9 protein-coding genes are annotated in these 12,769 nt (G+C 73.6%); 6 read left to right on the top strand and 3 right to left on the bottom strand.

Features of this window, described 5'->3' with window-relative positions; translation table 11 throughout:
* The first annotated feature begins 23 nt into the window (after positions 1 to 23).
* Positions 24 to 1,442 carry an APC family permease gene (locus SZ60_RS01875; protein WP_043593209.1) on the top strand — a complete coding sequence of 473 codons (1,419 nt, stop codon included), beginning with the start codon at positions 24 to 26 and terminating at the stop codon, positions 1,440 to 1,442.
* Positions 1,439 to 2,443: an acetamidase/formamidase family protein gene (locus tag SZ60_RS01880; RefSeq protein WP_082059782.1), complete on the top strand. Its 1,005-nt coding sequence runs from the start codon at positions 1,439 to 1,441 to the stop codon at positions 2,441 to 2,443. Before SZ60_RS01875 ends, SZ60_RS01880 begins: the two co-directional genes overlap by 4 nt.
* 91 nt (positions 2,444 to 2,534) lie before the next feature.
* Here the strand turns inward: SZ60_RS01880 and SZ60_RS01885 are convergent, their stop codons facing one another.
* Both SZ60_RS01885 and SZ60_RS01890 read right to left on the bottom strand, forming a co-directional pair.
* Positions 2,535 to 3,203, bottom strand: a complete 669-nt coding sequence (locus tag SZ60_RS01885; RefSeq protein ID WP_156155448.1) for a hypothetical protein — start codon at positions 3,201 to 3,203, stop codon at positions 2,535 to 2,537.
* Positions 3,204 to 3,349: 146 nt separating this feature from the next.
* Complete coding sequence (locus SZ60_RS01890; RefSeq protein WP_052505084.1) at positions 3,350 to 4,102, bottom strand: Ltp family lipoprotein; 753 nt, start codon at positions 4,100 to 4,102, stop codon at positions 3,350 to 3,352.
* Between the two features lie 183 nt (positions 4,103 to 4,285).
* Here SZ60_RS01890 and SZ60_RS01895 point away from each other — a divergent pair, with 183 nt between their 5' ends.
* On the top strand, positions 4,286 to 5,944 hold the full coding sequence (locus SZ60_RS01895) for an MmgE/PrpD family protein (protein WP_082059783.1): 1,659 nt from the start codon (positions 4,286 to 4,288) through the stop codon (positions 5,942 to 5,944).
* Positions 5,944 to 6,843 (top strand): methylisocitrate lyase, encoded by a 900-nt coding sequence (prpB, locus tag SZ60_RS01900; protein ID WP_043593184.1) that lies wholly within the window; start codon positions 5,944 to 5,946, stop codon positions 6,841 to 6,843. The genes SZ60_RS01895 and prpB overlap by 1 nt, the downstream gene beginning before the upstream one ends.
* A 109-nt stretch (positions 6,844 to 6,952) precedes the next feature.
* Here prpB and SZ60_RS01905 read toward each other — a convergent pair whose 3' ends face one another.
* Entirely contained in the window at positions 6,953 to 8,164 is a 1,212-nt protein-coding gene (locus tag SZ60_RS01905; RefSeq protein ID WP_082059784.1) for a M20/M25/M40 family metallo-hydrolase, read from the bottom strand.
* A 206-nt stretch (positions 8,165 to 8,370) separates the two neighbouring features.
* On the opposite strand from SZ60_RS01905, the gene SZ60_RS01910 reads away from it, so the two are divergent.
* Together SZ60_RS01910 and SZ60_RS01915 are read left to right on the top strand one after the other, a co-directional pair.
* Positions 8,371 to 9,588, top strand: a complete 1,218-nt coding sequence (locus SZ60_RS01910) for an exonuclease SbcCD subunit D C-terminal domain-containing protein (RefSeq protein WP_043593186.1) — start codon at positions 8,371 to 8,373, stop codon at positions 9,586 to 9,588.
* Positions 9,585 to 12,587 (top strand): AAA family ATPase, encoded by a 3,003-nt coding sequence (locus tag SZ60_RS01915; protein ID WP_043593187.1) that lies wholly within the window; start codon positions 9,585 to 9,587, stop codon positions 12,585 to 12,587. Before SZ60_RS01910 ends, SZ60_RS01915 begins: the two co-directional genes overlap by 4 nt.
* Positions 12,588 to 12,769 lie beyond the last annotated feature (182 nt).

The following is a 12,769-nucleotide window of genomic DNA, read 5'->3' on the forward strand; positions in this document are numbered from 1 at the left end:
CGAAGACCGCCTCCGGCGGTGAGCTGAGCAACCAGCAGCAGCTCGAGCAGTACGGCTACAAGCAAGAACTCAAGCGGTCGGTCTCGACCGTCGACCTGTTGATCTACGGCCTGATCTTCATGGTGCCGATCGCGCCCTGGGCGATCTTCGGCACCGTCTACAACGCGTCGTCGGGCATGGTGCCGCTGGTCTACCTGGTCGGACTCGTCGCGATGATCTTCACCGCCCTCGCCTACGCGCAGATGGCGAAGTCGATCCCGCTGGCCGGGTCGGTCTTCTCGTACGTCGGGCGGGGCATCCACCCCGTGGCCGGGTTCTTCGCCGGCTGGGCCATCCTGCTCGACTACCTGCTCGTGCCGACGCTGCTCTACGTCTTCGCCGCCGAGTCGATGATCGGCATCTTCCCGGGCACCGCGCGCTGGATGTGGGCGCTGATCTTCGTCGCGATCAACACCGCGGTGAACCTCCTCGGCATCAGCTCGATCAAGCTGATGAACCGGGTCTTCCTCGCCATCGAGGTCGTCTTCATCGTGATCTTCGTCATCATCGCGGTGACCGCGCTCAACGGCGGCACGATCCCCGGTGCCGAGTTCACGACCGACCCGATCTGGGACTCCAGCAAGGTCACCGCCCCCCTGATCGCCTCGGCGCTGTCGATCGCCGTGCTGAGTTTCCTCGGCTTCGACGGCATCTCGACCCTCGCCGAGGAGAGCACCGGCAAGCGCGGCGGGGCCGGCAAGGCCATGATCATCGCGCTGTTCATCGTGGCGTTCTGCTTCATCCTGCAGACCTGGCTGGCCAGCGCGCTGGCAGGCGGCCGCGACTCGTTCCCCGAGGGCGAGGCCGGGAACGCCTTCTTCGACCTCGTGCGCGAGGCGTCGAACAGCGGGTGGGCGACGGCGTTCTTCGTCGTCAACGTGTTGGCCGTCGGCATCGCCAACGCCATGGCCGCCCAGGCCGCGACGTCGCGTCTGCTGTTCTCGATGAGCCGCGACGGGCAGCTGCCGGCGTTCCTGTCGAAGATCAACACGCGTCAGGTGCCGCAGGCCGCGATCCTCGTCGTGTCCGCGCTCTCGGCCGTGCTCGTGCTGTTCTTCGTCGGCCAGATCGACGTCATCTCGTCGCTGGTCAACTTCGGGGCGCTGTTCGGCTTCATGCTGCTGCACGTGTCCGTCGTGGTGCACTACGTCGTGAAGAAGAAGTCGCGCAACTGGTTGTTGCACCTCGTCGTGCCCGTGGTCGGGTTCCTGATCATCGGCTACGTGCTGGTCAACGCCGCACCCGAGGCCAAGATCGGCGGCGTGGTCTGGCTGGTGCTCGGCGCGGGCGTGTTCCTCTACTACCGCAGCCGAGGAGGCGCGGCGCCGTCCCTCGGGCAGGCCGCGGACGACTCCGCGGTCGCGTCCACCCCCGCCACCGACTCCGAACGGCGCGACGCATGAGCGGCGACGGGACCGGCCCGGGGGCCGGCGCCTCCGTCGGGGAGCCGACCCGCGCCTCCTCGGGGCCACGGCACGACGGGATCGACCACTTCCTCGGCAAGGAGCACGGTCGCCCCGGCTTCACCGCCACGGTGGAGCCGGCCCTGCGCATCGAGCCGGGCACGGGCGAACGCATCGGGTTCGAGACGAGCGACGCCGTCTACGCCGAGCTGCACCGGCACCACGACCTGGCGAAGCTGTCCGTGCCGATCAACCCCGTCACCGGGCCGGTGTACGTCGAGGGCGCGAAGCCGGGCGACGCGCTCGCCGTGACGGTGCACGAGATCCGACTGATCGAGCACGGCTGGTCGGTCAGCCTGCCCGGGTCCGGGGCCCTGCAGCACGCGATGGGTGACGAGATGTTCACCCGTCGCGTGCCGATCGACTCCGACGGGGTGCACGTCACCGACCGGCACGTGTTCGAGGCCCGGCCGATGATCGGCTGCATGGGCACGGCGCCCGCCGAGGGCGAGAACTCGACGATCATGCCCGCGTACGCCCAGGGCGGCAACATGGACGTCACCGAGAACACGGTCGGGTCGACGGTCTACCTGCCGGTCATGGTCGAGGGGGCGTACCTGTCGATCGGCGACGTGCACGCGATCATGGCCGAGGGTGAGTCGTCGTTCGTGGCCATCGAGGCCGAGGGCACCGCGGTCGTCTCGATCGACCTGGTGCCGGGCCTCGGCCTGCGGGCGCCGCGCATCGAGACCGCGGACGACTGGATCTTCGTCGGTCTCGGCGACCCGGTGCAGGAGAGCATCCGCCGCGGTTACGAGGACGCCTTCTCGTTCCTCGTGGACGACCACGGCTGGTCGCGTGGCGACGCGTACGCCGTGCTCAGCGCCGTGGGGCACTCGCGGCTCGGGGGCCCGACCGGTTCGGTCGCCCCCGACCCGCTGCACCCGTTCGACGCCGTCGGTGCGGTCACGCTGCACCGCGTGCCGAAGAGCGTGCTCTGAGCCCGAGGCCCCAGGAAGTCACCGAGACCCCCGTGCGCGCACGGGGGTCTCGGCCGGTTCCGGGGGTCTGACGACCGCAGGAGGCGCGGGCTCAGCCCCAGAGGCGCGTCGCGATCGAGCCGATCAGGTCGTCCGTCGGCACGTTCGTCTGGTCGACCGTGACGACCACGTCGTCCCGCACCCAGAAGGTCTGCGTGCGGTCGACCGGGTACTGCTGCTCGGGCGTGACGAGCTGGCAGCTGCGGCCCTCGTGGACGGTCGTGCACGTGAAGCCGGCGGAGGCGAGAGAGTCGAAGGCCGGGCCCGAGACCGCGGGGTCGAGGTGCCCCATGTCCACCCCGATGCCCGAGATGTCGGCGCGCGGGTCACGCCACAGGCAGCTCAGTTCGTTCGCCGCTCGGACGATCTGGACCGCGCTGGCCCCCGCGGGCGGTTCGGTCGGCGTGACCACGCCCGACGTGGTGCCCGAGCCGCCGAACTCGACGGGGTTGAGCGGGCTGTCGCCGAAGGTCGCGGCGTAGGTCGCCTGGTCGACGACGTCGGTGCAGTCGGTGGGCAGGGCGATCGGCCCGGGGGTCTCGGTCGGCGCGGGTGTGGCAGTGCCCGACGGCGTGGGCGAGGACGGCGCCGACGAGCCGGGGCTCGAGGGATCGGGTGTCGCCTCGCCGGGACCGCTCGAACAGCCCGCCGTGAGGGCCAGCACCAGGCAGGCCGTCGCCCCCGTGATCGTCGCCGTCCGCTTCGCGGTCGTGCCCCTCATGGTCGTGCCCCTCATGGTCGTGCCTTCCTGGTCGTCGTGCCGTCCCGACCGTTCGCCGATCTCGACGCTACAGACCGGTCCGGCCCGAGCACTCGTCCCGGAGGATGAGGTCGGGCCGGCCAGGGTCACGATCGTGTCACGACGCGTCAGTCGTCGAGGTGCGCCAGGGCGTAGTCGGCCTCCTCGGCGGTGAACTGTTCGCCGTACTCGCTGACGAGCTGGTTGCGCAGCACGTCGCCGGTCATGCCGTCCGCCGCGTAGGCCTTGGCCTTGCGGACGGCGTTGGCCTGCCAGTCGGCGTCGACCGTGTCGACGGCGTACTGCGCCGCGGCCTCGGAGGCTCCGCCGGCCACGAGTTTCGTGTAGGTCTCGAGCTTGCTGCTGCCGAGGCCGTTCGCGATGGTCTCGGCGTCCGCCAGGGCATCCGAGTAGTCGGCCGGCACGTCGGCGGCCGCCGACGTCGGCGTGGCCGACGCGGTGGGCGCGGGCGTCGACGAGGTGCGGACGGGGGCGGGCTTGGAGGTGGCGGTCACGGCCGGGTCGTCCTGCTGCACGCTGTCGATCGCGGCGCCGAGGCCGACGGCGACGACGATGGACACGATGGTGGCGACGGCTCCCAGGCCGAGGCCGATCCACGCCATGACCTTCGACTGGTGCCGCAGCAGCGCGATGATGCCGAGCACCACGGCGGCGACGCCGACGATCGTGCCCACCACGGGCACGAGGCCGAGCAGGAACGCGACGATGCCCACGACGAGGGCGGCGATCGCGAGCCCGATCGGGCGGCCCGGTCGCGGCGGCGGAGTGGACGTCCCCGTCGCGGGGTAGGAGGTGGTCGGCTGGTCGGCGGAGGGGCGTCGCTCGTCGGAGCCGCCCCCCAGCGGGCTCTCGGTGGTCATGCTCCGAGCCTGCCAGGTGGCGTACAGACGGGTTCACCCCCGAACGGGGCGCGTCGGCGGGCCGGGGGGATGCCAGGCGCGTCGCCCGGCCCGGGTGCGAGACTGGTCGGCAACGACACGGCCGTCACCGACGACGGCGCACGGCGGGCCGCACGACGCCCGCCCCACCAGAGAGGGTGGCCGATGGGCACGCAGCACGAGCAGGCGTCCGAGCACGCACACGACGCCGGGGCGACGACCGACGCGAGCGGCGGGGGAGACGCGACCCGCGCCTCCTCGTCCGGGGGCACGGACGGGCCGGCCGCCCCGACCGCCGACCTCGTCGTGCACACGGTGCGGGTGCACCGCAGCGACGAGCCGCTGGCGCGCGAGGACGAACTCGCCTGGCGCCTCGCCGCGCTCGCCACCGACGATGCCCCGATCGACGACGACGTCACCGAGATGGTGATCAACCGCCTGATCGACAACGCCGCCGTCTCGGCCGCGTCGCTGCTGCGCGCGCCGGTCGCCGTCGCGCGCGACCAGGCGCTCGCGCACCCGCCGACCACCGGAGGCGCGGGCTCGCAGGTGACGGGCGTCGCGCCCGAGCACCCCGTGTCGCCCGAGTGGGCCGCCTGGGCCAACGGGGTCGCCGTGCGCGAGCTCGACTTCCACGACACGTTCCTCGCGGCGGAGTACTCGCACCCCGGCGACAACGTCCCGGCGCTGGTCGCCGTGGCACAGCACCGCGGACTCGACGGCGCGGCCCTGCTGCGCGGGATCGTGACCGGCTACGAGGTGCAGGTCGACCTCGTCCGGGCCATCAGCCTCCACGCCCACAAGATCGACCACGTCGCCCACCTCGGCCCGTCGGTCGCGGCCGGCCTCGGCACGATGCTCGGGCTGTCGACCGAGGTGGTGCACCAGGCGATCGGCCAGGCGCTGCACACGACGACGGCCACGCGGCAGTCCCGCAAGGGTGAGATCTCGTCGTGGAAGGCCTACGCCCCGGCGTACGCGGGCAAGGCCGCGGTCGAGGCCGTCGACCGCGCGATGCGGGGCCAGGGCAGCCCCGCCCCGATCTACGAGGGCGAGGACGGCGTGATCGCCTGGCTGCTCGACGGGCCCGGGGCGTCGTACGACGTGCCCCTGCCGGCGCCGGGGGCGTCGAAACGGGGCATCCTCGACACCTACACGAAGGAGCACTCGGCCGAGTACCAGGCCCAGGCCTGGATCGACCTCGCCCGACGGCTCGGTCGCGCGCACCCGGCGTTGCGAGACCCCGCGCAGGTGCGGAGCATCGTGCTGCACACCAGCCACCACACGCACGTCGTCATCGGCTCGGGGGCGGGCGACCCGCAGAAGTACGACCCGACCGCCAGCCGAGAGACGCTCGACCACTCCATCCCCTACATCGTGGCCGTCGCCCTGCAGGACGGCGAATGGCACCACGAGCGCAGCTACGCCCCGGCCCGGGCGCAGCGTCCCGACACCGTCGAGCTGTGGCAGCGCATCACCACGGCGGAGGACTCCGCCTGGACGGCCCGCTACCACTCGACCGACCCCGCCGAGAAGGCGTTCGGCGGCCGCATCGAGGTCGAGTTCGTCGACGGCACGACCCTCGTCGACGAGATCGCCGTCGCCGACGCCCACCCTCTGGGGGCGCGACCCTTCGGACGCGAGGACTACGTGCGCAAGTTCCGCACGCTGGCCGAGGGCGTGCTGCCCGACGCCGAGGTCGAGCGGTTCGTCGACCTGGCCACGCGCCTCCCCTCGTTGACGGCGGCCGAGGTACGGCAGTTGGGCATCGTCGCCCCCGACGCGCTCGCGGGTGCCGCCGCCCAGCCGGGCGGGCTGTTCTGATGCTGTACTCGACGGTGTCGCCGGCCGACAAGCGTGCGACGTTCCGGGCCGGGCTGGCCGACGAGCGCACCCTGGTCTTCCCCGGCGCGTTCACGCCGCTCACCGCGCGCCTGATCGAGCAGAAGGGCTTCGACGGCGTCTACGTGTCGGGTGCCGTGATGGCCAACGAACTCGGGCTGCCCGACATCGGCCTCACCACGCTCACCGAGGTCGCCACGCGGGCCGGGCAGATCGCGTCGATGACCGACCTGCCCGTGCTCGTCGACGCCGACACCGGGTTCGGCGAGCCGATGAACGTCGCCCGCACCGTCCAGGCGCTCGAGGCCGCCGGCGTGGCCGGGCTGCACATCGAGGACCAGGTCAACCCCAAGCGCTGCGGCCACCTCGACGGCAAGCAGGTCGTCGACGCGGCGACGGCGACCGGGCGCATCCGGGCCGCGGTCGACGCCCGCCGCGACCCGTCGCTCGTGATCATGGCGCGCACGGACGTCCGGGCGCTCGACGGGCTCGAGGCGGCGGTCGACCGGGCCCGCGCGCTCGTGGACGCCGGCGCCGACGCGATCTTCGCCGAGGCGATGGCCGACCTCGGCGAGTTCGAGGCGATCTGCTCGGCGCTCGACGTGCCGGTGCTCGCCAACATGACCGAGTTCGGCAAGAGCGAGCTGTTCACGCACCAACAGCTGCACGACGTGGGCGTGAGCATGGTGATCCACCCGGTGTCGCTGATGCGCGCCGCGATGGGTGCGGCGTCCCGGGCGCTCGACGCGCTCGCGACCGACGGGACGCTCGAGTCGCAGGTGCCGTCGATGCAGACCCGTGCCGAGCTCTACGAGCTGATCGACTACCCCGGCTACGCCCGCTTCGACGCCGGCGTCTACGACTTCACGCTCGACGCCTGAGGCTCGAGACCCCAGGAAGTCGCCGAGACCCCAGCTCGCGCACCGGGGTCCCGGCGACTTCCTGGGGTCCGGGCGGAGGCGCGGCGTCGGTCGCCGGGGAGGGCGGCGGTCAGGCGAGGTCGGCGAGCAGGGCGCTGACGAACTCGGTGCGCTCGACCATGCCGTGCACGCTGATCCACTCGTGTCGGGCGTGGGCTCCGCCGCCGACGCCGCCGACCCCGTCGAGCACGGCCAGGCCGAGCGCGGCGGCGAAGTTGCCGTCGCTGGCGCCGCCGACCGACACCTCGCGCAACTCGAAGCCGAGCGAGGCGGCGACCCGGGCAGCGCGTTCGTAGAGCGCGCCGGTCGCGACCGAGCGCTCCATCGGCGGGCGGTTCCAGCCGCCGGTGACCTTCAGCGTCGCGGCCGGATCGTGCGCCGCGAGCCCGGCGAAGACCCGCTCGATGCGCTCGGCCTCGGTCGACGAGGTGACGCGCACGTCGACCATCGCCCGGGCGTAGCCGGCCTTGACGTTGGTGCGGGTGCCGCCCTGCAGCACTCCCACGTTCAGCGAGGTGCCCGCCTCGACGTCGGCGGCCGCGTGCAGGGCCAGGACGACGCGGGCGATCTCGTCGACGGCGCTCGCACCCGAGCGCGGGTGCAGGCCGGCGTGCACCTCGACCCCGAAGGCCTCGACCTCGAAGATGCCGACGCCCTTGCGGGCGGTCTTGACGGCACCGTCGGCGGCGGACTCGAAGACGAACACCGCGCCTCCTCGTCCGACCTCGCGCTCGATCGCCTCGCGCGAGGCGATGCTGCCGACCTCCTCGTCCCCGTTCAGCAGCAGGCGCACGTTGGGACGCGGCAGCCCCAGGCGATCTCCGATCGCGAGGGCGTTGCCGAGCTGGATCAGCCCGGACTTCATGTCGAAGACGCCCGGGCCGGTCATGCGGTCGCCCTCGACCGTGACGGGCCACCCGGCCAGCGTCCCCTCGGACCACACCGTGTCGTAGTGGCACAGGGCCGACACCCACTCGGTCGACCCGGACGGCGACGGGTAGTCGAGCGTCACCGTGTCGCCGTAGCCCTCGACGACGTGCACCCGGCGGTCGGCCGGGGGACCGACGGTCTCGCCGAGCCAGGTCTCGATCCATCGCAGCCCCGCCTCGAGCAGGTCGACGTCGTCGGACGGCGTCTCGAGGCTCGCGTAGGTCGTCAGGTCGGCCACCATCGCGTCGAGGCGGGCCTCGACCTCGCGGCGGAGGGCGGTGACCTGGTCGGGCTGCAGGGCGTCGTGGCTCACGGTCTCGCTCTCGTCGGGCCCGCCGCGGTGTGCGGGCATCTGACCATCTCACTCCCGTGGGCGGGGCGGCGACCGGCCGGGAGGCGCGGTGCCGGACACGAGGAGGCGCCGTGCGGGTCCCGAGGAGGCGCGTCGCCGGACCCGGGGAGGCGCGGTCGGCTCTGTCGGAGGCCCCCGATACAGTCGGGGGCACCGACTCCGGCACCCGTTGCCGCACCGACCGCGACATCCACGAGAGGGGCGCCGTGCGCATCCTGCACACCAGCGACTGGCACCTGGGGCGCACGCTGCACGGGGTCGACCTGCACGAGCACCAGCAAGCCTTCGTCGACCATCTGGTGGGTCTCGTGGCCGAACGCTCGATCGACGTCGTCGTGATCGCGGGCGACGTGTACGACCGGGCCGTCCCCGCGGTGCCCAGCGTGCGCCTCCTCGGTCGGGCCCTCGCCGGGCTGACCGAGCACGCCACCGTGATCGTCACGCCCGGCAACCACGACTCGGCGGTGCGACTGGGGTTCGCGGCCGAGCTGATGCGGCCCGGCCTGCACCTGCGGGCGTCGGTCGACCTGCTCGACGAGCCCGTGGTGGTCGACGACCCCGACGGGCCGGTCGCCTTCTACGGGCTGCCCTACCTCGACCCCGACAGCGTTCGGCGATCGCTGGCACCGGCGGGCGCGGACGAGCCGCTGGCCCGGTCGCACTCGGCCGTCGTGGGTGCCGCGATGCAGCGGGTGCGCGACGACCTCGCCGGGCGACCCGCCACCCGGTCGGTCGTGGTGGCGCACGCGTTCGTCGTGGCCGGGCCCGCCGCCGACCCCGAGGCCGCCGTCGGGGGTGTCGACCTCGAGGACGGGACTGCTCCCGAGCGCAGCGAGAGCGAGCGCGACATCCGGGTGGGCGGCGTCGACTCGGTCCCCTCGGCCGTGTTCGACGGCGTCGACTACGTCGCCCTCGGTCACCTGCACGGTGCCCAACGCGTCGGCCCGTCCGGTCGCCTGCGCTACTCGGGGTCGCCCCTGGCCTTCTCGTTCGGCGAGCGGAACCAGGTCAAGTCGTCCACGATCGTCGAGCTGGCCGCCGACGGCTCGGTCTCGGTCGACCTCGTCCCGGCCCCCGTGCCGCGTCGGCTCGCCGAGGTGACCGACACCCTCGACGCCCTGCTCGACGGCCGACACGACGACCTGCGCGACGCCTGGCTGCGGGTCTACGTCACCGATCCCGTGCACCCCGAGCGGCTCTACACGCGCGTGGCCGAGCACTTCCCGCACGCCCTCGCGATCCACCACACCCCCGTCGGGGCGGTCGAGGCCCCGGCGCTCGCCGCCGTCACGGCCGAGTCCGACCCGATCGAGGTCGCGGCCGCCTTCGTCGCCTTCGCCTCGGGTGGTGCGGCGAGCGAGACCGAGTTGGCCGTGGTGCGCGGCGCCTACGAGGCCGCGCTCGCGAGCGAGGCGAGCGAATGAACCTCCACCGGCTGACGCTGCGGGCCATCGGGCCCTACGCGGGCGAGCACAGCATCGACTTCGCCGCGCTCGGCGCCTCGGGCACCTTCCTGCTCGAGGGCCCCACGGGCTCCGGCAAGTCGACCATCATCGACGCGATCGTCTTCGCCCTCTACGGCGGGCTCGCCGGTTCGGCGTCGACGCCCGACCGCCTGCGCAGCCACCACGCGGCCCCCGACGTCGAGCCCTTCGTCGAGCTCGTCTTCGAGAACGGCGCGGGCGTCCACCGCATCCGCCGGACGCCCGCGTACCGCCGCCCGAAGGCGCGGGGCACGGGCACGACGCCGGCGAACGCGACCGCGAAACTGTGGCGCCTCTCGTCGCCCGACGCCGTCGACGGCGAGATCGTCTCGATCAGCACCCAAGAGGCCGGCGCCGAGGTCTCGCGCATCCTCGGGCTCACGCGCCAGCAGTTCGTGCAGACCGTCGTCCTGCCCCAGGGTGAGTTCGCCGCCTTCCTCCGCTCGACCGGCGAGAAGCGCAAAGAGGTCCTGCAGTCGCTCTTCGGCACCGAGATCTACGAGCGGACCACGGCCGAGCTCGTCGAACGACGCAAGGTCGCGAACGCCGCCGTGGCCGCCGCCGACCGAGACATCGAGCTGGCCCGCGCGAGACTGCTCGAGGCGAGCGGACTCGAGGCCGACGTCCTCGACGAGGCCCTGGTCGCCGACGGCGCGGCTGCCGTGCTCGGGGCCCTCGAGACCGAGGCCTCCGACACGGCGGCACGGCGGTCCCGAGCGGTCGAGGCCCGAGACGCGGCGCGACGGTCGCTCGATCGCGTGCGAGCGCTGAAGGCGGCACTCGACCGCCGGGCCGACCTGATCGTCCGACGGACGCGTCTCGACGAGGGCGACGCCGAGATCGCCACGGTGCGATCGCGCGTGGCCGCGGCGGCCCGAGCCGCCACCGTGACCGACGCCCTCGCCGCTGTCACGCGGGCGGACGAGGCCGAGCGTGACGCGGCGTCCCGCCTGGCCGAGGCCCCCCGGGGCGTCACGGGCGGCGAGGGCTCCGTGTCCGCTGCAGCCGATGGGGTCCCGGTCCGAGCCGACGTCGCCGCGCGGCGCGACGCCCGGCTCTCCGAACTCGCCCTCCTGACCGAGGCGGCCCGCACCGAGAGAGGCCTGCCCGGGCGTCGTGCAGCCCTCGAGGCGGCCGAGCAGTCCCTCGTCGACGCCGACGAGCGGCGCCGAGAGCTGGACGACCGCCTCGTCGCGGCCCCCGCCGTCCGGGCGTCTCTCGTCGTCGAGCGCGACGACCTGGTCGGCACCTCGTCCGACCTCGTCACCGCCGAGCAGGCGACGGCCGAGGCGCGCGTCCGTCTGCGCGACCTCGACGACCTCGACGCCCTCGGCCGGGCCGTCGACGCGGCGTCCGAACGACTGGTCGACGACTCGGCGGCGGCCTTGCAGGCCCTGGACGACGAGGCCGGCCTCCGCCGGCGGCAGATCGAGGGCATGGCGGGTCATCTGGCCGCGGGTCTGGTCGTCGGCGACCCGTGCCCCGTGTGCGGCTCGCGAGAGCATCCGGCCCCGGCGGCTCCCGGCACCGAGCACCCCACCGACGACCAGGTCGAGGCCGCGTCGCTGACGGCACGCGCGGCCGAGGCCCGTCAGCGCGAGTCCGCCGCACGGCACGCGACCGCCGAGGGGCGGGCCGCCGAGGCCCGCCGCGCCCTGGGCGACCTGACCCGTGACGACGTCGAGTCCGAGCTGGCCGGGCTGGCCCTGCGCGTGTCCGAGGCCATCCGGGCCCGGACCGCCCTCGTGGCGGCCGACGCGGCCCTGGTGGCCCACGACCGCGAGGTCGACCGGCTGCGGGCCGAGCTCGACGACCTCCGCGAACGGGCCGCCACCCGCCGGGAGCGCGTCGCCGCCGACCGACGCGCCCTGTTCGACGACGAGGCCGAGATCGCGCGACTGCTCGACGGTCGGGCTCCGACGATCGCCGAGCTCGCCGCCGCGGTCGGTGACGGCGTCGAACGCGACACGCGCCTCCTGACCCTCCTCGACGCCGCCGACGTGGCGTCCGAGGCGGCGGTCGTCCGACGTGCCGAGCTCGCCGCCGTCCTCGAGCGCAGCGGGTTCGACGACGTCGCCCAGGTCGCCGACGCCGCCCTCGAGGCAGGCGACCGGGCCGCCCTCGAGACGCGGGTGTCCGGGCACGAGCGCGAACGGGCCGTCGTCTCGGCCGGCCTCGCCGAGCCCGAGGTCGCCGTGCTGACCGGCGACGAGGCGGCCGACGTCGAGTCGGCCGTCGAGGCCCTCGACCGGGTCGAGACCGAGCTCGACGAGGCCACCGACCGGGCGACGCGCGCCGGCGACCGGGCCGGACGGTCGCGCCAGGCCCTGGCCGCCCTCGAGGCCGTGACGGCCGCGGCCGACGCCGCCGTCGAGCACGCCCGGGCGGTGGTGCGCATGGCGAACCTCGCCAGCGCCTCGACCGGCGAGAACGTCAAGGGCGTGACGCTCGGCACCTACGTGCTGCTGCGTCGGTTCGACGAGGTCGTGGCGGCGGCGAACGTGCGGTTGTCGGTCATGTCGAGCGGGCGGTACGAGCTCGCGTCGTCCGACGAGCGCGAGGTCGGGTCGCGGTCGCGCAAGACCGGGCTCTCGCTCGTCATCCGCGACGCGACCACCGACACCACCCGCGACCCCGGCAGCTTCTCGGGCGGCGAGACCTTCTACGCTTCGCTCAGCCTCGCCCTCGGTCTCGCCGACGTCGTGCAGGCCGAGGCCGGCGGACTCGAGCTCGGCACCCTGTTCGTCGACGAGGGGTTCGGCTCGCTCGACCCCGACACCCTCGACGCCGTCATGAGCGAGCTCGGTCGCCTGAGCGCCTCGGGGCGGGTGATCGGCATCGTCAGCCACGTCGACGAGCTCAAGCAGCGCATCGCCGACCGGGTCGAGGTGCGACGCCGCCCCGACGGGTCGTCGGTGCTCCGCTCGACGGTCGGCTGAGGCCGTCGGCGGTCCGTACCGCACCACACCGCGGTCCGCGTCCTACGGCGTCCCGCGTCGTGCGGCGACCCCCGTCCGAGGGTGTTCACCCGCGCGCACGCCCTCGTTCACTCGACGGCCACCCGGCAGGAGTCTGCTGATCTCCGTCCCGCGACGACTCCGTCGCGTGGCGACCGGATCAC

Origin of the sequence: Frigoribacterium sp. MEB024 (genome assembly GCF_000878135.1) — a bacterium.
In the GTDB taxonomy this organism is placed as follows: domain Bacteria; phylum Actinomycetota; class Actinomycetes; order Actinomycetales; family Microbacteriaceae; genus Frigoribacterium.